This is a genomic window from Fulvivirga sediminis (assembly GCF_016757215.1).
GTDB lineage: Bacteria > Bacteroidota > Bacteroidia > Cytophagales > Cyclobacteriaceae > Fulvivirga > Fulvivirga sediminis.
The window spans coordinates 299,510-321,416 of the sequence record NZ_JAESIY010000002.1 but is presented as its reverse complement, the minus strand read 5'-3'; the positions used below and the strand labels follow the sequence as shown (position 1 = coordinate 321,416).

The 21,907-nt window shown below is 38.8% G+C and carries 18 protein-coding genes; 13 read left to right on the top strand and 5 right to left on the bottom strand.

Translation table 11 applies throughout. The features are described 5' to 3' along the window. Positions 1 to 19: 19 nt before the first annotated feature. The 5 genes from ispG to JL102_RS04695 all read left to right on the top strand — a co-directional run bounded on the left by ispG (position 20) and on the right by JL102_RS04695 (position 4,990). Positions 20 to 2,002, top strand: a complete 1,983-nt coding sequence (gene ispG, locus JL102_RS04710) for a (E)-4-hydroxy-3-methylbut-2-enyl-diphosphate synthase (protein ID WP_202243093.1) — start codon at positions 20 to 22, stop codon at positions 2,000 to 2,002. 24 nt (positions 2,003 to 2,026) lie between these two features. Beyond that, entirely contained in the window at positions 2,027 to 2,227 is a 201-nt protein-coding gene (locus JL102_RS23475) for a DUF6728 family protein (protein WP_237390396.1), read from the top strand. A gap of 12 nt (positions 2,228 to 2,239) precedes the next feature. Beyond that, the gene (locus JL102_RS04705; RefSeq protein ID WP_202243092.1) at positions 2,240 to 2,596 is read left to right on the top strand and encodes an MmcQ/YjbR family DNA-binding protein; all 357 of its coding nucleotides are present in this window, start codon (positions 2,240 to 2,242) and stop codon (positions 2,594 to 2,596) included. A gap of 133 nt (positions 2,597 to 2,729) precedes the next feature. Beyond that, a complete protein-coding gene (locus JL102_RS04700; RefSeq protein WP_202243091.1) occupies positions 2,730 to 3,485 on the top strand; it encodes a hypothetical protein in 756 nt (251 codons plus the stop codon). Positions 3,486 to 3,493: 8 nt separating this feature from the next. Beyond that, positions 3,494 to 4,990 (top strand): YfcC family protein, encoded by a 1,497-nt coding sequence (locus JL102_RS04695; protein ID WP_202243090.1) that lies wholly within the window; start codon positions 3,494 to 3,496, stop codon positions 4,988 to 4,990. Here JL102_RS04695 and guaC read toward each other — a convergent pair. Next, a complete protein-coding gene (gene guaC / locus JL102_RS04690; protein WP_202243089.1) occupies positions 4,987 to 6,030 on the bottom strand; it encodes a GMP reductase in 1,044 nt (347 codons plus the stop codon). The genes JL102_RS04695 and guaC overlap by 4 nt on opposite strands. Positions 6,031 to 6,121: 91 nt before the next feature. Next, a complete protein-coding gene (locus tag JL102_RS04685; protein ID WP_202243088.1) occupies positions 6,122 to 7,126 on the bottom strand; it encodes a substrate-binding domain-containing protein in 1,005 nt (334 codons plus the stop codon). 175 nt (positions 7,127 to 7,301) lie between these two features. Here JL102_RS04685 and pyrR point away from each other — a divergent pair, with 175 nt between their 5' ends. The 3 genes from pyrR (at position 7,302) to wrbA (ending at position 9,478) form a co-directional block, all read left to right on the top strand. Beyond that, the gene (gene pyrR / locus JL102_RS04680) at positions 7,302 to 7,844 is read left to right on the top strand and encodes a bifunctional pyr operon transcriptional regulator/uracil phosphoribosyltransferase PyrR (RefSeq protein ID WP_202243087.1); all 543 of its coding nucleotides are present in this window, start codon (positions 7,302 to 7,304) and stop codon (positions 7,842 to 7,844) included. Further along, positions 7,845 to 8,771, top strand: coding sequence for an aspartate carbamoyltransferase catalytic subunit (locus JL102_RS04675; RefSeq protein ID WP_202243086.1), 927 nt, complete (start codon positions 7,845 to 7,847; stop codon positions 8,769 to 8,771). A gap of 95 nt (positions 8,772 to 8,866) precedes the next feature. After that, positions 8,867 to 9,478 (top strand): NAD(P)H:quinone oxidoreductase, encoded by a 612-nt coding sequence (gene wrbA, locus JL102_RS04670; protein WP_202243085.1) that lies wholly within the window; start codon positions 8,867 to 8,869, stop codon positions 9,476 to 9,478. A 66-nt stretch (positions 9,479 to 9,544) separates the two neighbouring features. Here the strand turns inward: wrbA and JL102_RS04665 are convergent, their stop codons facing one another. The 3 genes from JL102_RS04665 to JL102_RS04655 form a co-directional block, all read right to left on the bottom strand. Next, positions 9,545 to 12,982 carry an FG-GAP-like repeat-containing protein gene (locus JL102_RS04665; protein ID WP_202243084.1) on the bottom strand — a complete coding sequence of 1,146 codons (3,438 nt, stop codon included), beginning with the start codon at positions 12,980 to 12,982 and terminating at the stop codon, positions 9,545 to 9,547. Positions 12,983 to 13,102: 120 nt separating this feature from the next. Further along, positions 13,103 to 14,176, bottom strand: coding sequence for an agmatine deiminase family protein (locus tag JL102_RS04660; protein WP_202243083.1), 1,074 nt, complete (start codon positions 14,174 to 14,176; stop codon positions 13,103 to 13,105). Continuing rightward, positions 14,166 to 15,041: a carbon-nitrogen hydrolase gene (locus tag JL102_RS04655; RefSeq protein WP_317191613.1), complete on the bottom strand. Its 876-nt coding sequence runs from the start codon at positions 15,039 to 15,041 to the stop codon at positions 14,166 to 14,168. Before JL102_RS04655 ends, JL102_RS04660 begins: the two co-directional genes overlap by 11 nt. Positions 15,042 to 15,413: 372 nt before the next feature. Between JL102_RS04655 and JL102_RS04650 the strand changes: the two genes are divergently transcribed. The 5 genes from JL102_RS04650 (at position 15,414) to JL102_RS04630 (ending at position 21,905) form a co-directional block, all read left to right on the top strand. Further along, the gene (locus tag JL102_RS04650; RefSeq protein ID WP_202243082.1) at positions 15,414 to 16,910 is read left to right on the top strand and encodes a xylulokinase; all 1,497 of its coding nucleotides are present in this window, start codon (positions 15,414 to 15,416) and stop codon (positions 16,908 to 16,910) included. Positions 16,911 to 16,923: 13 nt separating this feature from the next. Beyond that, entirely contained in the window at positions 16,924 to 18,261 is a 1,338-nt protein-coding gene (gene xylA / locus JL102_RS04645) for a xylose isomerase (protein WP_202243081.1), read from the top strand. A 28-nt stretch (positions 18,262 to 18,289) separates the two neighbouring features. Continuing rightward, on the top strand, positions 18,290 to 20,326 hold the full coding sequence (locus JL102_RS04640) for a transketolase family protein (RefSeq protein ID WP_202243080.1): 2,037 nt from the start codon (positions 18,290 to 18,292) through the stop codon (positions 20,324 to 20,326). Positions 20,327 to 20,380: 54 nt separating this feature from the next. Continuing rightward, entirely contained in the window at positions 20,381 to 21,076 is a 696-nt protein-coding gene (locus JL102_RS04635) for an NUDIX hydrolase (RefSeq protein ID WP_202243079.1), read from the top strand. A gap of 91 nt (positions 21,077 to 21,167) precedes the next feature. Continuing rightward, complete coding sequence (locus tag JL102_RS04630; protein ID WP_202243078.1) at positions 21,168 to 21,905, top strand: DUF4395 family protein; 738 nt, start codon at positions 21,168 to 21,170, stop codon at positions 21,903 to 21,905. Positions 21,906 to 21,907 lie beyond the last annotated feature (2 nt).

The following is a 21,907-nucleotide window of genomic DNA, read 5'->3' as shown; positions in this document are numbered from 1 at the left end:
GTGTAGAATTTTGAGCATTATGGTGGATTCAGAAATTATTAAAACGAAGAAATATTGTAATAGCCTGGTTTCTTACTCTCGCAGGCTTTCCAGAGAGGTGTTTGTAGGAGACGTGCCTATGGGCGCCCATAACCCTATTCGTGTGCAGTCTATGACCACAGTAGATACTATGGACACTATGGGTAGTGTAGAGCAAGTGCTGAGAATGGTAGAAGCTGGTTGCGAATATGTAAGAATTACAGCCCCCAGTATTAAAGAAGCTCAAAATCTTGAGAATATTAAAAAGGAATTGCGGGCCAGAGGATGCAATGTGCCTTTAGTGGCTGACATCCATTTTACCCCTAATGCTGCCGAGCTGGCAGCGCGTATAGTAGAGAAGGTAAGGATAAATCCGGGTAATTATGCTGATAAGAAGAAGTTTGAGCAAATAGAGTATACCGATGATTCTTATAATGCTGAGCTGGATCGTATAAGAGAGAAGTTCACTCCATTGGTGAATATTTGCAAAGAATATGGCACAGCCATGCGCATAGGTACTAACCACGGGTCACTCTCAGATAGAATAATGAGCCGATACGGCGATACTCCGTTAGGAATGGTAGAGTCTGCCTTGGAGTTTTTAAGGATTTGCGATGATCTTAATTACCATGACATAGTCCTTTCTATGAAGGCCAGCAACACACAGATAATGGTAGAAGCCTACCGTTTGTTGGTGAATAAGCTCAATGAAGAAGGTCTGCAACCTTACCCACTTCATCTGGGAGTAACTGAAGCTGGAGAAGGCGAAGATGGTAGAATAAAAAGTGCAGTAGGTATAGGCCTGTTGTTAGAAGATGGCCTTGGTGATACGGTAAGGGTGTCTCTCACAGAAGAGCCTGAAGCTGAGGCACCGGTAGCTCAGGTGATGGTAGATCGGTATGAAGACCGTCAGCCGCACAATGCAATAGCAGCGATTAACGAGAACCCTATTGATCCTTTTCAGTATGCACGTAGAGAAACCGCTGAAGTAGTGAATATAGGAGGGCAGAATGTACCCCGTGTGATCGCTGACTTTAGCCATGTAGAAGTGCAGGATTATAAGGATTTAAGAAGTATAGGTCATTTTTATCTTCCGGAACCGGATAAGTGGAGAATGAATGATCTCGGAGCAGATTACATTTACTCTGGCAGTAAGCCCATACCCTTTATGCTTCCTAATGGTTTGAAAGAAATTATAGATTTTGAAGCATGGAAACCACTGCAACAAGATCAGAATAAGGTGCCTCTGTTTAAAGTGAAAGAGTATTTAGATATGGATCTTAAGCATGAGCAATTGAATTTTGTTCAGTTATCTCTCACTGACCTCAATGCATCTGTCATTCATGAACTTCAGCATGATGCCACCGTGGTGCTGGTAATTGAAACTACTAATAAACATGGTTTAGCAGAACAAAGAAGAGCCGTTTTTGAGCTCATTAATAAAAAGCTGCCAACCCCGGTTATCTTCAAAAGAACTTATGGAGATTTATCAGAAGATGAGCTTCAAATATACTCTGCCACTGATCTTGGGGGCTTGTTAGTAGATGGCCTTGGAGATGGAGTGATGCTGGGCATGGATAAGCAAATAAAATCCCTGACCAAAGATGAAGTGCTTCCTCAAGTAGAAAAGTTGAATAATATCGCCTTTGGTATATTACAGGCCGCTCGCACTCGAATGACCAAGACGGAATATATCTCCTGCCCTTCATGTGGTAGAACCTTGTTTGATCTACAAGAAACCACTGCTATGATCCGTAAGCGTACTGATCATTTGAAAGGGGTGAAAATTGGGATCATGGGTTGTATTGTAAATGGCCCTGGTGAAATGGCGGATGCTGATTATGGCTACGTCGGTTCAGGCAAAGGAAAAATCACCTTGTATAAGGGCCAGGAAGTAATGAAGAGAGGTGTGCCTTCAGAAAATGCTGTGGATGAGCTGATAGAAATAATTAGGGAAGACGGGAACTGGATAGAAAAGGAATAAGGTTAATAGCTAAAAAAGAATGCTATGTCACAAGACAATAACAATAAAAGAAACTCATTAAAAGAGTACTTTCAATTAGGAGAAGTGTTTGGGTATTTTTTCAGGGGTAGAGATAAGTCCAGACCGGCTAATTTTAGCCTTAAAATGATGCATGGGGTAAATAAAATATCTATTATCATTTTTTTGATCGCGCTTATAATATTAATTACCAGGCATATTTTTTGACACATCTACTGAATGAACATCGAGTGGTTTCGTGATTATTGTCTTTCTATGAAAGGTGTAACAGAAGAGTTCCCCTTTGGAGAACAGACACTGGTGTTCAAAGTAATGGGCAAAGTATTTGCTTTAACAGATGTAGATCTTTTTGCAGGAATAAACTTGAAGTGTGATCCTGAACGGGCTGTTTTGCTTAGAGAGGAGTACGATGCCATTAAGTCAGGGTATCATATGAGTAAGAAACACTGGAATACCCTGGAAATGGATGGTACTCTGTCCGATAACCTTGTGAAGCAGTTGATTGACCATTCATATGACCTTGTAGTGAAGGGGTTAAGTAAAAAAGCCAAAGAAGATCTTAATAAAATAGCTTAAATAGTTGTTATAACTTAGTATTTTTGCATTTTGTTTTAAGTTGTAATTTTTTAAAACTACCTTAGAACTTGGGTAAGACATATGCGAAGTGAGCTGAAATAGCGCTAACTGACCGGGTCACTTTATTGTTTGCATGGTAAAAATTCATCACCTTATAATAGGTATACTTCTCTTCTGTTGTATTCAGGCGTGTACGCAGCGATCTATCTGTCCTGCTTACCAAAGCGCGTTTATACATGACGAAGAAGCACTACGAAGGCACTTCAGTTACTTTGCTGAAGATTCTACGCCTAAGGTGGTGGAAGCGAATAAGGATCGCTTTCTTATCATAGAACCCATGTCTTATAAGAAAAAAATCCGTAGCATGCAGACTGTGGCTATGGAAGATGTATACCCGCAAGAAGAAGATTCACTGGAGTTTGACGATGAATTTTATCTAGCAGAGAGGGAAGGGTACGACTCTACTGCAGTCATTTCTGTAGATACCTTGGCGCTTTCGCCATTGGATAGTGCTTATAAAATATCAATTAAAAAGGAGACTTTCAACATCGAGCAGGAGCTCTATCTGTGGTACTTGAAAGATTACATTGTATATCCTGATACGCGTTTACAAATGGAAGCCAACGCCGAGGCGAATGGTAAGAGTGAAAAGAAGAAGGGCTTCTTCAAAAGACTTTTTGGTAAAAAGAAAAATAAATCTGACTCTACTCAGTTTGATGTTGAAACCTCAGCTACAGAGCTCGACGGGAAGAAAAAGAAAAAGGGCTTTTTAGGAGGCTTGTTTAAGAAGAAGAAAAAAGATGAGGCCACGGAAGAGGATCTTATAAAAGAGGAAGAAGAGGAGGAAGATTTAGAGCCTGATCTAGATATTAACCAAGACGATTTTTAGACTTATCAATGAAAGGAAAATTTCAATTTCCTACACCATACACCGTACTGATCATAGTGATTGTACTATGTGCAGGAGCTACCTGGCTGCTGCCTTCCGGTAGTTATGATAAACTCACTTACAGCGCTGATAGTGATGAATTTGTAATTCATTCTTTGAATACCACACAGGTAGTGCCGGCAAACCAGAATGCCCTTATTTCATTAGGTATACCCATTCAGCTAGAGAAATTTCGAAATGGCAGCATAAAAAAGCCGATATCTATTCCTAATAGCTATAAAAAGGTGGAGGGTACTCCTCAAGGTTTTAAAGAAGTTTTATTTGCACCTATAAGAGGTATTTATGAGGTAGTAGATATAATGCTCTTTGTTTTAGTGTTGGGCGGTTTTATAGGTGTTTTTAATCATTCAGGTGCCTTTGATAAAGGAATTGCATTATTAGCTCAAAGATTAAAGGGGAGAGAAGGTATACTTATAATCGTAGTCACTTCTCTGGTGGCAGTAGGAGGTACTACCTTTGGAATGGCAGAAGAAACTTTTGCCTTTTATCCTTTTTTAATACCTGTTTTTATTGCTGCCGGCTATGATTTATTGGTGCCTGTGGCTGTTATTTTTATTGGTTCATCCATAGGTAATATGGGGGCTGTTATTAATCCTTTTTCCACTATAATAGCTTCTGATGCTGCAGGTGTAAGTTGGACTATAGGCTTTTTCAGTCGTTTGGCTATGCTTTTAGTGGGTACGGCAATATGTGTGGCCTATGTTTTGAGGTATGCGAAAAAAGTAAAGAAGAACCCCGCTGTATCTTTGGTGTCAATGAAAAATGTTGATTCGCAGGCAGGAAGTGCAGCAGTACAAGCACCTATTGATGGATTAAAGACGTCTACTAAAGTCCTATTCGCCTTATTTGCACTCAGTTTTGCTGTAATGATATATGGTGTGGCTCGCTTAAATTGGTGGTTTGAAGAAATGACAGCCTTGTTTTTAGTGGCATCTATTTTAATAGGATTGATACAAAGAATTAATGAAAGAGCCTTTGTTGATGTGTTTATAACTGGTGCAAAGGAGCTGCTAGGGGTATCTTTCATAGTAGGGATAGCAAGAGGAGTAACCTTCATTTTGAATGATGGGCATATTAGCGATACCATTCTTTTTTATGCTACTAAGGCAGTAGACGGTATGCCATCTATGGTATTTATGCCCGCGCTGATGCTTGTATTCTTTGTGCTTACACTGTTCATCAGCTCTACTTCTGGTTTAGCCGTAGTCAGTATGCCTATATTAAGTGCTCTTGGTCCTGTAGTAGGGGTGCCTCAGGAAGAAATAGTAAATGCCTACCTTTTTGGATGTGGTTTAATGACTTTTATTACACCTACAGGTCTGGTGCTGCCATCCTTAGCCATGGTGAATGTGAATTATAATACATGGCTAAAGTTTATATGGCCTCTCTTAATAATATTAGCTGTAGTAGCAGTTATTATATTGTGGTTAGGGGTTGTTTTTTAACCCTCTAACCAGTCATTGTGTTGCTCTTCTACTCTTATGAAAGTGGTTCGCTTAGTAAGTTCTTTCAGTTGCTTGGCACCCACATAAGTGCAGGTAGAGCGTATACCTCCTAGTATATCCGTCACCGTGTCTTTTACTAAACCCTTGTATGGTATTTTAACAGTTTTTCCTTCAGAGGCCCGATATTCTGCCACGCCTCCTACATGTTTGTTCATAGCTGTTTCAGAACTCATACCATAGAAAAGTTTATATTTCTCTCCATTTTCCTCTATGAGTTCACCTCCGCTTTCTTCATGTCCGGCCAGCATGCCTCCAAGCATTACAAAGTCAGCCCCTGCACCAAATGCTTTAGCTACGTCGCCAGGAGCTTTACATCCTCCATCAGAAATAACATGACCACCTAGGCCATGAGCAGCATCCGCGCATTCTATAATCGCCGAAAGCTGTGGGTAGCCCACGCCAGTTTTAATTCGGGTTGTACAAACAGAACCGGGTCCGATGCCTACTTTTACAATGTCAGCACCTGATAATATAAGCTCTTCCACCATTTCTCCAGTTACTACATTACCAGCCATAATGATCTTATCTGGAAATTGATCTCGTACTTGCTTCACAAAATCAACAAAATGCTCTGAGTAGCCATTGGCCACATCTATGCATATAAACCTTATTGACGGGAATGAAGAAATTATAGTTTGCAGCTTTTGAGCATCCTCAGCTCCTGTACCAGTGCTGATAGCTATTCGGTTATAGATGTTGGAATCATTATGGTTAACCAAAAATGCTTTCCATTGATCAATGGTGTAGTGCTTGTGTATGGCGGTCACCAGACTATGTTCGGCCAGAGCAGTTGCCATTTCAAAAGTGCCTACAGTGTCCATGTTAGCTGCTATTATGGGTATGCCTTCCCATTCTCCAGATCCGTGTAAAAATTTATATTTTCTTGATAGTGATACTTCAGACCTTGATTTTAGAGTAGATCTTTTAGGTCTAATCATTACATCCTTAAAGCCTAATTTCACATCCCATTCTATTCGCATAACTTATTGATTTGATTCTGTATTGAAAGCTATACAAAATAGAGGATACCTACTGCTTATTCAATTAAATAACTTATAAACGAAGGCTAGTTTATTTTCTTTCCATAACTTCTGAAATTGAAATGTGTCCGTCTTTTACCACAGTTTCTTTATAGTTGTTTTTGTCAACTAAAACGGGGTTTAATAAAATGGCATTAACAGAGATGTTTTCGTAAGTATATGTTTCTGTGTTTTTTGCTTTGTACTTTTTGTCTTTAGCCAGTTGAATGGCCAGCTCTGCAGCTTTCTCTGCTAATGGCTGTATTGGCTTATAAACAGTCATGCTTTGTGTTCCATTGATGATTGCTTTTATACTTTCCAAATCGGCATCCTGCCCAGTAATTGTGTACTCATTAGCCTTAGCATCTGGCATGGCCTGTATTGCTCCTCTTGCTAAGGCATCATTAGCAGCTATGATAGCATCAGGTTTAGCATTAATAGTCGAAAATACCTCATCCATTTTTATTAGTGCTTCCAACTCACTCCAGTTTTGAAGGACAATATCATCAAGTAGCTTAATTTCACCTTTATCTATATGAGGCTGTAATACAGATAATTGCCCGTTCCTAAACTGAATGGCATTATTGTCAGTGACAGGTCCATTAATTAATAAATAATTTTTCCCTTTGGTGTGGTTTAAAGCATACTGAGCTTGTAGTTTTCCTACATTAAAATTATTGTAAGAAATATAATAGTCTATATTGGAATTTAATATTAATCGGTCATATGAAATTACCGGAGTACCAGCGTTTTTGGCATAACCTACTATTTCAATGGCCTTTTTAGCGTCTGTAGGTATTATAACTAGTACATCCACGTCTTCATCAATAAGCTTTTTCCCTAGTTTTACTTGCTGATCAGGGTCTCCATAGGGAACTTCAACTATGCATTTTCCTCCAAGCTCTTCTATCTTCTTTTCAAATAACATTTGATCGATATACCATCGATCTATCACATAACTGTCTAAAAGAAAACCGATTTTTTGAGATGAAGCATCAAATGGAAGGGTGGGGATCAAAATTAAAAGGGCCAATAGAAACCTGAGAAGTTGAGTCATTTTTCAAACGTTTTAGATTCAAAAGAATAATATATTAATATAATCAATTGCGAATTAAAATTGAAATTTCCCAGCCCTATAAGAGAAGTAGTATTGATGGCTAATTATTTTATTCTTTAATGGAATCTTTTCAGGCCGATTAAAAGTTTTCTCTATATTTGCATGAGTTTAGGCCATGCAAAAGAAACTAATACTCGATACCCACCTTTTACATATCACTGTTGATCGGTTATGTCAGCAGCTGATAGAAGCTCATGGAGACTTTAGTGAAACTGCAATTTTAGGAATGCAGCCCAGAGGAATACATCTGGCAGATATGATCCATCAAAAATTGGAGGAAGACCTGAAGACTAAAATTGATCTTGGATATTTGGATACTACCTTTTACAGAGATGATTTTAGAAGAAGGGATACACCAGTGAAGGCTAATGCAACCAAAGTTCCGTTTATAATAGAGAACCGAAATGTTGTGCTTATAGATGATGTCCTTTTTACGGGCAGGTCTGTGAGGGCTGCGTTAGATGCCATGATAGCCTTTGGTAGACCTAAGAAGGTGGAGTTGCTAGTTTTGGTAAACAGAAAATACTCCAGACACTTACCTATTGAGCCTGATTTTATAGGGAAAGATGTGACTACGTTGGAGTCGCAGCGTGTACTAGTGGAGCTGGAAGGCGGAAAACATAACAAAATTTGGTTGATAAATAAGGAAGAAAAATAGATGTCACAATTAAGTCAAAAACACCTGCTTGGCATAAAAAATTTAACAGAAAAAGACATTGAACTTATTTATGAAACTGCTAAGACCTTTAAGGATGTAATTAATCGTCCTATCAAAAAGGTTCCTTCACTGAGAGATATTACTATTGCTAACGTTTTTTTTGAAAACTCTACCAGAACAAGGTTGTCATTTGAGCTGGCAGAAAAAAGACTGTCTGCTGATGTGGTAAACTTTTCTTCGTCTAACAGTTCGGTAAAAAAGGGAGAGACGTTACTGGATACTGTGAATAACATTCTGGCCATGAAAGTAGATATGGTGGTGATGAGGCATAGTAGTCCGGGAGCGCCACATTTCTTATCTAAGCATATTGATGCTAATATTGTTAACGCAGGAGATGGTACACACGAGCATCCTACTCAGGCTTTGCTAGACACCTTTTCTATTCTTGAAAAACATGGTACTCTGCAAGGGGTGAAAGTAGCTATAATTGGAGATATTTTACACTCAAGAGTTGCTATCTCTAATATTTTTGCCCTAAAGAAAATGGGAGCGGAGGTAATGGTTTGTGGACCTAATACGCTTTTGCCTAAATACATCAGCTCACTGGGTGTGAAGGTAGAACTAGACGTAATGAAGGCCCTGCATTGGTGTGATGTAGCTAATGTGCTGCGTATTCAGCTTGAAAGGCAGCAGATTAAGTACTTCCCTTCTTTGAGAGAATATTCTTTATACTATGGTATTAACCGAAGAATGTTAGATCAGCTAGATAAAGAAATCACTATTATGCACCCCGGGCCCATTAATAGAGGGGTGGAGCTGAATAGCGATGTAGCCGACTCGGATCATGCTATTATCTTAGATCAGGTAGAAAATGGAGTGGCGGTAAGAATGTCGGTTTTATACCTTTTGGCAGGTCTTCATAATTAATATTGCTCAGGTTGTTTAGTTCTTTTACGCTCTAAACATTTTTTTTTCTATACTGTTCTTTAATAAAATGTTTAAAGAACTAAATAGAGATAATTATGAGTAAATTAAAGACTGCTGTGATATATTACAGTTCTACAGGGTGTAATTATAAATTGGCCAATATGGCTAAAGAGGGTGCGGAAAAGGCTGGATCTGAAGCTAAAATATTTAAAGTAGCTGAGCTTGCTCCTGAGAGTGTAATCAGTAATAATCCCGCTTGGCAAGAACATGTAAATGAAACGAAGCATATTCCAGAGGTTACGTTAGATGATTTAGAGTGGGCAGATGTGATTGTGTTTAGTGCTCCCACTCGTTTTGGAAATGTTCCATCACAACTAAAGCAATTTTTAGATATGACAGGTCCTCTTTGGCAGAAAGGTAAATTGATTAATAAGGTAGTAACTGGTATGACCAGTGCTATGAACCCGCATGGAGGACAAGAGGCCACTTTACTTTCTTTATATACTACTATGTACCACTGGGGAGCAATAGTAGTGGCTCCAGGATATACAGATGAGGTTTTATATGCTGCAGGAGGTAACCCTTATGGTACCAGTGTTTCTGTAGATATGAAAGGGAATATGGTAGACGATGTGGAAAGCACAAAAAAGGCTGTTGAGCATCAGGTGAAGAGAGCCATTTCAGTAGCCGACGCATTAGCTAAATAATATTAACATAATATTAACAAGGCTCTCAAGGTTTTTTAGGCCCTGAGAGCTTTTGATTATTTTCCTTTAGTATTTGATTAATCGGCCTAAATAAATGTTATTTTTCGCATCATAAGCCTTGATGATGTATTGACCTTCTTGCCAATCGTTTAAATCTATTGAAGTAATATCTTTCTCTTCTGTAGTGAATTGTTTCACTAAATTACCTTGAATGCTATAAACATGAACCTGAGTTAATCCTCTATAGTCATCATATTTGTAGAATTCCATATCTAAAGTTAAGTGGGCATCTTCTCTAGCCGGGTTCGGGTATACTAGTAATCGATAAATGTCTCCTTTACTTTCATATTTTATAGTATTAAAAACCGTATTGGTTGTTAATGGGTCTTCGTAGTCAAAGGAGATTTTTGCCTTTTCTATGATTTGCGCTCCACCGGTTAAATCAGCTTTAGGTTTAATTTTGAACTTAAAGAAACCATGACTTTTCTTTTCATTAGTGGTGCTGTCAGGTAAGTTGATATTAATGAAGTCTATTCTTAAAGTGCCTCGATGGTCGATGCTGTACTGGTAATGATGACTTACATTTATTATTTCTATAGAATTAGCATCAAGATTTTCCGATAGTAAACAGCTTATAGATACCCTTGACGCATAATAGGTGCCCACATTCTGGAATCTTATTTTATAAGTTAATACTTCATTTTTACTTACAAAATGGTCTGCGCCTTGTCCGTGCGGAGAAACAGATATGTCATTAGGATCAATAGCTCCTACTATAGTGTTCAACTCTGTCGCCGTATTGTTTGTAAAGTTCAGATCTGTTCCATCTGCAGATATGTTAGAACTTACAGTTAATTCCTGACCTATTTGGGAGTTGAGTGTTACCGAATCTGTAACGATTATGCTTTGGGTTTCGCCAGGCTTCATAGAGCCTATGTAAAATGTATATTCATTTTCAGCTGTTTGTGTATAGGAGAAATTTGCATCTATTATTTTCACTTCAGCAGGATACTGTACTACTAACGTGGTATTGTTGGCATCAACAGTTCCTATATTACTATAACTAATAACTGATTCTGATGTGAAGCCTCTTCTCCATGCTGTGGTGCTATAATCTACTGTAAGGTCATAACCTGAAGTAGATGTGGTTAATGGAACGTCAATATTATTGCTACCTGTAGTAACTGTAAAGTCAGAGGAGCAGCTCATCTCCCAATAGTTGTTATCAGCTAATGAAAAATTGTATGTACCCTCCTGAATATGGAAATTAAGAGCTCCGTTTTGGTTAGATGCTATTTGTGTTTGCTGTTCATTAATAACTAGTCCAATATCACTTAAGGTGGGCTCTTCCGGATCTTTGAGGCAGTTACCATTGAGGTCGTGAAACACAACGCCCTGTACCGAATTGGAACTTTCTTCTACTATAGTCATAAAGTTATTAGTGCTGATATTTGTGAGATATTGTGTTATTCCTGAAGGCCAGTTTACTTCTATGCTATCAATAATTGAAGCGTCACCTAGGCCTAAGTGTGCCCTTATGCTGTTTTGGCTTCCGAAGCCACTTATAGGATTGATTTCTCGATATTGCCATTGTCCATTACTTTTTATCTTAATCTTGGCTCCAATTCCATTTTGATTACTTACAACACCTTCCAGTTTAATATTAATCCAATTGTTGTCATTAGTTTTATTACAGTACAGCCTGTCTGTCTGATTGCTGTGAGAGGATATCATCACATCTAAGAAACCATCTTTATTATAATCAGCCCACGCCTGTCCATAGTTGAGTCCTAAGTCTGTAGCTATTTCTTCATCAGATACTTTTGTAAAGTTGCCAGCTCCATCGTTTATGTAAAGAAAGTTAGGGCCATTGTCATTAGTGACGAAGAGGTCAAGATCAGCATCGTTATCGATGTCAATCCAATTGGCACCGTGACTATGGCCTGCATCATTAGAGACAATGGAAGCGTTGACATAAGTAAAAGTCCCGTCTCCGTTGTTTTGATAAAGCTCGTTATTTTGATTAGAAGAATTGGCTACGAATAGGTCTAAAAAGCCGTCACCATTAAAGTCTCCCCATGAGCCACCTACTGAGTTTGTATTGGTAGCCGTTATGAGTGTGGATGTGATTTTTGAAAAACGGAAATTGCCTAGATTTTTGAAAAGTGAATTCGGTTCGTTATTTCCATTAGGAATAAAAATGTCCACTAGTCCGTCATTATCATAATCAGCCAGAAGTGGTGCGGTAGAACGATTACTTTCAGCAGTTACTGGTGTATCAGTGATTTTTGTAAAAGTAAGGTTTCCATTGTTTTTATATAAATGATGAAATCTAGTTTTAAAAAAGTTGGTTAAAATAAGATCTACATGACCATTATTGTCAAAATCGGCCCAAGCGGCACCGTGGAAATATTGAGGGTGAGCATCTACTCCGCTATTAGGAAGGCTGGTAAAGGTCTCATTACCATTGTTAAGGTAAATCATGCTAGCGCTTCCCGTCGCATTTACTACGCACACATCCATATCTCCATCATTGTCTATGTCTGACCAAGCAGAGGAGGCGGATTTTTCGAGGTTGGAAGATAACTCTGTACCACTTATAGTGAATGCTCCCGAGTTGTTTTCGTAAAGGTTGTTGCTGTTTAATTCATTTTTATCAGTAACAAAAAGATCCTCCCAGTTATCGTTATTGTAGTCTACCCAAGCGTTATTCCAGCTATCTGTTGTGGTTTCCAATAAGTTGCCGTTCCCGCATTTATCCATATACACATTGTTGGTGCTACAGTCGACCGTTTTTAGGGTGGCAAAATCAGACATTATAAAGGTTCCAGTGGCTTCACCTACAAGGCAGTCGTATTTTCCTGCGTCAGTTAGCTCTACCGGACTTATTGTGTAGATAGATTGAGTGGCCCCAGTAATGTCTATTCCATCCTTTCTCCATTGGTAGTTTAGCGTGCCGCCGTTAGTGCTTTCTCCTACAACGGATAAGTTTACTACTTCACCAAGACATGCACTTTGACTTAATGGTTGAGTGAGTATGGTGGGCGGAAATACGTTACTGTTGTCCGAGCCGCTATATCCACAATATGAAACCAAAGTGTCAGTTTGTGGTTCTACAAATTCTATTGTAAAGCTAGCAGATGGAGGTAAGTTGCCTTGGTAAAAGCAATATTTTACAATCGTAGTGTTACCTGAAATTTCTGGTGTGGAGGCAGGACCAGCTACCACATTAGAGAGTATGTTTCCAATCCAGATTCTTTTAATGGCCGGAGGAGAGGAGATTGGTGCATCATATACAAACGTAATGTCCCCGGTTTTAGCCATGTTAGAAGGGGCAATAGCATAACTGGTTCCTTCAAAGTTGGAGGCTACTGGTGTGCCATCTATACCTGCGCAGCGGTTGGCTTGTCCGTTTCCATTATTCCGTTTATCTATGGTCGGACAAGATTGTGGGAATACGGTATATGAGGTGATTAAAAATAGAAATGTACAAATTGACTTCATAAGCACCGGAGTTTAATTTCCGTTCTAAAATCAATTTGTTGACCAATTTTTAAGTGTCTGTAAATCAAATGTATGAGAATGGAATAATTTCCTGTACACGGAAATTATTCCATTTCAATATTATATTGCTGGCTCTTGTTGGCTGAGACAATGGAATGAACCTAGACCCCAAATAATGTCCAATGAGTTAATTCCAATCACCTTTCTTTTAGGGAAGCACTGGCTTATAATGTCCAATGCCTTGTCATCATTTTTATCCTGAAAAGTAGGTACTATCACATGATTATTGCTGATGTAGAAATTAGCATAAGATGCAGGCAGGCGCATGTCTTCATAAATAATTTCTCTTGGCATGGGTAACTCTACAATATTGAGTTGCTTGCCATTCAATAACCGAAGTGTTTTTAAATGCTCAAGATTTTCTTGTAAAGGCGCGTAGTTATTGTCGCTTTTGTTGTGCTCTACCACGGTTACTACCGTGTCTTCATTTACAAACCTGGTGAGGTCATCAATGTGTCCGTCAGTATCATCACCTTCTATGCCGTCTCCTAACCAAAGTATCTGGTCTACAACATAATAATCAGTGAGGTATCGCTCTATTTTTTCCTGATTAAGCTCAGGGTTACGGTTAGGGTTTAGTAAGCATGATTTCGTGGTTAGCAAAGTGCCTTTTCCATTAAACTCCACAGAGCCACCTTCCATCACTATACCAGGATGAAGCACTGGGAGATTAAAATGCTCAGCTATTTTAGTAGGGATAACATCATCCAAATCATAAGGAGGGTACTTGTCTCCCCATGCGTTATAGCCCCAGTCTAGAATTATTTTTTTGTGCTTAGCTTCTGGGTTAATCACAAAGGCAGGGCCGTGATCTCTACACCAGGCATCATTAGTGGGATGAATAAAAAATTCTACTTGCGATAGATCAGTGCCATTTTTCTCTAGATAAGAGATGGCGCTGGCTTTCATTTTTTCATCTACCACATTTATTCTTACTTTCTCTCCTTCAGTAACTACTTTAATAAACTCTGCATAAGGTTCGTAGATAGTCTTGATCTTTCCAGGCCATGACTCTTCCTTATGAGGCCAGCTTAGCCAGGTAGCCTCATGTTTTGCGAATTCTGCCGGAAAGTAATAACCTAGTTCTTTGGGAGTTTTGCCTTCTAGAAGCAAAGAAGAGCTGTTATTCTTCATCTATAAATCGCTTGGTAATAGGTTGGTATGAATCTATTCTTCTGTCTCTCATAAAAGGCCAATGCGTACGATATTGGTCAGATTTGCTGAGATCTAGCTCCTGTACATGTATCTCTTCCTGATCATGAGAGGCTTTGTATAATAATTTACCAAAGGCATTGGTTACAAAAGAGCCGCCCCAAAACTTCATTTCACCCTCATTTCCTACTCTGTTTACCGAAACCACCGGCACGCCATTAGCTACCGAGTGAGATCTCTGAATAGTTTGCCATGCTTGATATTGTTCGTCATTAGTATCAATATCCTGATCTTTGTGCCAGCCAATGGCTGTTGGGTAAAAAAGAACTTCAGCTCCTTTTAAGGCAGTAATTCTAGCTCCTTCAGGGTACCACTGATCCCAGCAGATTAATACGCCTATAGTGGCAAATTTGGTTTTGAATACTTTGTATCCTAAATCTCCAGGAGTGAAGTAAAATTTCTCATAATAACCAGGGTCATCAGGAATATGCATTTTTCGATATTTACCAAGGTATGTGCCATCCGCGTCTAGCACTGCTGTAGTGTTATGATATATCCCTTGTGCTCTTTTTTCAAATAAAGAAGCTATTACAACCACACCAAGTTCTTTGGCTACTGCTGATATGGCTTCTGTAGAAGGGCCTGGAATGCTTTCAGCCAGGTTGAAATTATCATAATCCTCTACATCACAGAAGTATAATGATTTGAACAGCTCCTGTAAGCACACTATTTGAGCTCCTTGAGCTGCAGCCTCTTTTATTTTTTCGGTGGCTTTACTTAAGTTCTCTTCAGGGTTTGAAGAGCAAGTCATTTGTACGGTTCCTATTTTTACTTTTCTGTCACTCACTGCTTAAAATTTAGTGTGTAAATATATAGATATTGCAATCATAAATCATACAAATAATTCCAATAGATAGTTTTTGAAATCTAAAATAATCTGGCTCATATTAGTGCAGGAAAATTATGAATATATACGTTAATAATATGTTAAGCTGTGTGTATAAGAGCTAATTTAATATTATCTTTTATGTTCTCCCAAAGCTGTTTTTAATCGTTAATTTTACTTTTAAATTAATTATGGTCATTTTGACTATAAATATTAAAAATTGTTCGGTATTCTGAATGTAATACTGTAATATTGAAAAGGTGATAGGGAGGATCTTTGGCTTTTGATGCTAGAAAACGATCCCAAAATCAGAAAAACACAATAAATTCCCTCATGAGTAAATATTTAATTGGTTTTGATATTGGAAGTTCGTCTATCAAGGCGGCTTTAGTAAATGCTGAAACACGCGAGACAGTAGGTATGGCTCAGTACCCTGAAACTGAAATGGAAATTCAGGCTGTGAAAACAGGATGGGCAGAGCAAGACCCTGAACTGTGGTGGGATTATATAGGTAAGGTATGTCAGAAACTACTCACTCAGACCAATGTAAATGGTCAAGACGTAGAATCAATAGGTCTTTCTTATCAAATGCACGGTTTGGTGCTTGTGGATAAAGACCAAAAAGTACTTCGTCCGTCAATTATCTGGTGTGATAGCAGGAGTGTAGAAATAGGTAATGAAGCCTTTAAAAATATAGGTGAAGAGAAATGTCTATCTCATTTGCTTAATTCGCCCGGAAACTTTACAGCTTCTAAGCTGAAGTGGGTTCAAGATAATGAGCCTGAGGTGTATAAAAAGGTGCATAAGTTTATGCTTCCTGGTGATTTTATAGGCATGAAAATGACTGGCAAGATCGTAACCACGAAATCAGGCCTTTCAGAGGGTATTTTGTGGGATTTTCAAAATAATGATGTAGCGCAGTTTGTGTTAGATCATTATAATATAGACAGAGCTTTGGTGCCTGAAATAGCAGACACTTTCTCTATACAAGGACAGGTTACAGAAACTGCTGCTGAGTTTTTAGGAATAAAAGCAGGTACACCCGTGACCTACCGTGCTGGAGATCAGCCTAACAATGCGCTGGCTTTGCAAGTGACCAAGCCAGGTGAAATAGCTGCTACTGGCGGTACTTCGGGCGTAGTATATGCCGTGGTAGACCAGCCTTTATATGACAAGGTTTCTAGAGTAAATGGTTTTGCACATGTAAACCATCAGGCAGAAGCTCAGCGAATAGGTGTTTTACTTTGCATTAATGGAGCAGGATCTCAATACCGCTGGATTAAGCAACAGGTGGCAGGTGATAATATCACTTATGACCAAATGGAAGAGATGATTAATACCGTACCTGTGGGGGCTGATGATTTACGTGTAATCCCTTTCGGTAATGGAGCAGAAAGAATGCTCGAAAACCATTTTATTGGAGCGCAGATCAACAATGTGCAGTTTAACATACACGGCAAGGCTCATATGTATAGAGCTGCGCTGGAAGGAGTAGCGTTCGCCTTTGTATATGGTGTGGAAATATTAAAAGAGATGGGCATAGAGACCCATGTGATTAAAGTAGGTAATGATAACCTTTTCCGCTCAAAGGTATTTTCTACTACAGTGGCTACTCTAACAGGTTGTACCATAGAGGTGATAGAAACCACTGGGGCGGTAGGTGCTGCTCGTGGCTCAGGGCTGGCTACTGGAAGATATGCTGCTTTGGATGATATTTATGGAAAAGCTGAAAAAGTAAACACCTATCAGATGAGTGATGATGTAGCGGCTTACAAGCAAGCATATAATACCTGGAAAAAAGATTTGGAAAATTTATTAAAGAACAAATAAAACCTGATATATAATGAGTAACAACGATGTTTTAATGGGAGACAAGGAATACTTCAAAGGAATTGGGAAAATTGCTTTTGAAGGTCCTGAAACGGACAATCCTTTGGCTTTTAGATATTATGATGAAAATAAAGTAGTAGCTGGAAAAACGCTAAAAGAGCACTTTAAATTTGCAGTAGCTTACTGGCATACCTTCTGCGCTACGGGCGGAGATCCTTTTGGCCCTGGTACTAAACAATTTCCATGGCAAGTAGCTACTGATCCTGATCAGAATGCTAAAGATAAAATGGATGCCGCTTTTGAATTTATCACTAAGTTAGGTGTTCCTTATTACTGTTTTCATGATTTTGATTTAGCAGAAGAAGGAGCGGACTTCAAAACTTCTGAAAAAAGACTACAGTTAATCTCAGATTATGCCCTTGAAAAGCAAAAAGCTTCAGGTGTGAAATTACTTTGGGGTACAGCTAACCTGTTTGGAAATCCTAGATATATGAACGGCGCTGCTACAAACCCTGATTTTAGCGTATTAGCTTATGCTGGAGGTCAGGTTAAAAATGCGCTTGATACTACAATTAAGCTTGGTGGTGAAAATTACGTTTTCTGGGGTGGACGTGAAGGCTATATGTCTTTATTGAACACTAACATGAAGAAGGAACAAGATCACTTGGCCAGATTCCTACATATGGCTAAAGATTATGCTCGTAAGCAAGGTTTTAAAGGTCAGTTTTTTATTGAGCCTAAACCAGCTGAGCCTACCAAGCATCAGTATGATTTTGATGCAGCTACGGTTATTGGCTTTTTAAGAGCACATGATCTCATGGATGATTTCAAACTTAATCTTGAAGTGAACCATGCTACTTTAGCACAGCATACCTTTACTCACGAGCTGCAAACAGCAGTAGACGCAGGTCTTTTGGGTAGTATAGATGCTAACCGTGGTGATTATCAAAACGGATGGGATACAGATCAATTCCCTGTAGACCTTTTTGAGATTACAGAAGCTATGCTTATTATCCTTGAAGGTGGTGGTTTTAAAGGTGGAGGTGTGAACTTTGATGCTAAAACCAGAAGAAACTCTACTGATCTTGATGATATCTTCCACGCACACATCGGAGGAATGGATACTTTCGCCAGAGCACTGATCACAGCAGATAAAATATTGGAAAATAGTCAGTATAAAAAATTAAGAGCTGAGAGATACGCTAGTTTCGATTCTGGTAAAGGTCAGGATTTTGAACAAGGCAAATTAAAATTGGAAGACCTTTATGATATTGCAGCCAGTGCAGGCGAGCCTAAATTGATAAGTGGTAAGCAGGAAATGTTTGAAAACATTATTAATCGCTATATTTGAGCAGAACATTAAAATATAGTAAATACTTATGGCTAATATAAAACTTGATAAATTATCAGCAGATAATATAAGGCTATTATCAGTAGCCATGGTTGAAAAGGCTAAGTCAGGCCACCCAGGAGGACCTATGGGTGGAGCTGACTTTATGCATATCCTTTACAGTGAATTTTTGAAATTCGATCCGGATGATATGCAGTGGAGATGGAGAGATAGATTCTTTTTAGATCCTGGCCACCTTTCAGCTATGCTTTATTCACAGCTTTACCTTTTAGGTAATTATTCTAAAGATGATGTTTCTAATTTTCGTCAGTGGGGATCTGTTACTCCCGGTCACCCGGAAGTAGACCATAAAAGAGGTGTAGAAAACACTTCTGGACCTCTTGGGCAAGGACATGCTATGGGTATAGGAGCTGCTCTGGCTGGTAAATTCTTGGAAGATAGGTTTGGAGCCTGGACTGATCACACCATATATGCTTACATATCGGATGGAGGTATTCAGGAAGAGATAAGCCAGGGAGCCGGCCGTATAGCTGGTTATCTGGGACTGAGCAATCTAGTTATGTTCTTTGATAGTAACGATGTGCAGTTGAGTACCTATACTGATGAAGTTACTTCAGAAGATACTGCTAAGAAATACGAAGCTTGGGGATGGAAAGTAGTAACCATAGATGGACATGACCACGATGCCATCAGAGGTGCTCTGAAAGAGGCTGAAGCGGAAAAAGAGAAGCCTTTCCTTATTATAGGGAAAACCATAATGGGTAAAGGAGCCGTAGATGCTGAAGGAAAGCCTTATGAAGGATATAGTGAATTACATGGTAAGCCAGTAGGCGGTACAGGTGCTTCTTATGAGAAGACTGTGGAAGCTTTAGGTGGCAGTGTAGAAGATCCTTTCGCTATTTTCTCTGATGTGGAGTCTTATTATAAAGAAATTCTTGATAAGAAAAGAGAAGAGGTAAAAGCTAAAAAAGCTGAAGAAGCAGAGTGGACGAGTAAAAATGCAGAATTAGCAGAAAAGCTTGAACTGTTCTTTAGTGGAAATATCCCTGATATTGATTTCTCAGAAATACCACAAAAAGCTAATGTTGCCTCTCGTGATGCATCATCAGCAGTACTAGCTTATTTAGCTGATAAGGTAGAAAACCTTGTGGTAGCTTCTGCTGACTTGGCTAATAGTGATAAAACTGATGGTTTCCTTAAGAAATCTAAAGCTTTTGGTCCTCATGAGTACAGTGGAAACTTTATGCACGCTGGTGTATCAGAGTTTACAATGGCTGCTATGGCCAATGGTATGGCGCTGCATGGAGGTGTAATACCTGTAGTGGGTACTTTCTTCATTTTCTCTGATTATCAAAAGCCTGCTTACAGACTTTCGGCTCTTATGGAGCTACCAGTGATATACTTATGGACGCACGATGCTTTCAGAGTAGGAGAGGATGGACCAACTCACCAGCCTATAGAACAAGAAGCTCAATTGAGATTATTGGAGAAACTTCGTAACCATAAAGGTGAAAGAAGTTTACTGGCACTAAGGCCTGCAGATGCTGCAGAAACTACAGTAGCTTGGGAGATGGCTTTGAAAAACAAGAAAACTCCTACCGGTTTAATATTCTCAAGACAGGGAATAAAAGACCTTATTGCTAAAGACGGAGATCGTTATGAAGAAGCAGGACAAGCAAGAAAAGGAGCCTACAGAGTACAATCTGTAGAAGGAGCTGACATTACTTTAGTAGCCAATGGCTCAGAAGTAGCTACTTTATTTGAAGCAGCAGAGCTTTTGAAGAAAGATGGTATAAAGTCAAACATTGTTTCTGTTCCTTCTGAAGGCTTATTCAGAGATCAATCTGCTGAATATCAGGCTGAGGTGCTGAACGAACAAGAGCCTATCTTTGCTTTAACAGCTGGTTTGCCAGTAACAATGGAAGGTCTAATAGGTAAAAAAGGAAAAGTATTTGGACTTGAGCACTTTGGATACTCGGCTCCTGCAGGAACGCTAGATGAAAAATTTGGCTTTACAGGAGAGAATATCTACAATCAAGTGAAATCTTTTTTGGATAGCCTATAAGCTGATATAATTTAAACAATCAATGGGAAGTGCGAATTTTGAAGAGAATGCATTATGGAGAATAGTAACTTTTCTGAAAAAGTAATTGAAGCACTTTCCATTGATACTGTAATATTTGGGTTTGAGGCGTCTAAGCTATTCGTTCTTCTGGTCAAACATGGGGAAGGTAAGTATGCCGGAAAGTGGGCTTTGCCAGGTGGCTTTATAAAATACAATGAGAGTGTAGACGATGCTGCTTATCGAATATTAACAGACCAAACAGCGGTAAGAGATATATTTCTGGAAGAGCTGAAAACTTTTGGTGAAGTACAGCGCTACCCAGACAGCCGCGTAATTACTGTGGCCTATTATGCCCTGGTAAATAAGCAAAATTTCGAACTGAATGCTGGTGCCTCGGTATCAGATGTAAGATGGTTCGATATACATGAGGTGCCCCACCTTTTATTTGATCATAATGATATTCTGAGTTATGGTTTTAGTCATCTCAAACATAAAATTCAACACGAGCCTATAGGGTTTAACTTATTACCTAGAAAGTTTACTCTGCTTCAGATAAAAGAGCTATATGAAGCTATTCTGGAGATTGAGCTAGATAAATCTAATTTTAGAAGAAAGCTCATAAAAATGAATCTACTGGTAGCCTGTAATGAAAAACAAAAGGATGTGGCACATCGTGCTGCCCGGCTTTATAGGTTTGATGAATCAGTTTACAATAACCTTTTGAGAAAAGGATTTGTTTTTGAGGTATAGAAGATTATCCCGGGTAAGTATCTAATTGTAAGGGGTTTCTTTTTACAATTTAAACGTATATATAACATATATTTAATTGGGTTGATTGGAGATGCTGAACAGATACTTATTACAGCAAGGGTACCTAAGCTGTAATTTAGAAGAATTAGATAGGGTAAAGAATAAGGTAAGAATAATGCCCACCATATGCTTAATTCTTACCACTTCCGGGCTATTGCTTCACCAGCCCCTTATTAACTTATTTGTATTTTTAATAGGCTTTCTGGGTTTCATAATGAAGAAATACCATCCGTTGGATTTCTCTATTAGTAAAATAGCTGGTCTATTTGGTTATCAGTTTGACTTACCTTCAAATCCACTTCCGCGCAGGTTAGCATGCATTTCAGGAGGATTTTTTAACCTTTTAATAGCTTTTAGTCTAATTTATGATCTAACTAATCTGGCAATAGTTTTCTGGGTTATTCTTGGAGCCCTGCAGTTGACAGTAATTTTTACTCATTTTTGTGTAGCTAGTTGGTTATACGAAATGCTTTATAATTATATGGAGTTTGGCGAACATATTAGTTTGCAAGAAGCTCGTAGGCTGCATAGGGAAGGAGCCTTGTTAGTGGATGTAAGAACTCCATCAGAATATCAAAATCAGTTGATATCGGGAGCTATAAATATACCATTTCAAATGTTGGATCAGCACACTGCTTTCCATAATAAGAAAATTATTTTGTACTGTAACAGTGGGTTACGGTCTCAGGAAGCAACTGACATTATTAATAAAAAAGGCTGGGCCACTGCTTATAACCTTGGTAATATTAAGAAGGCTATTAGGTTATAATC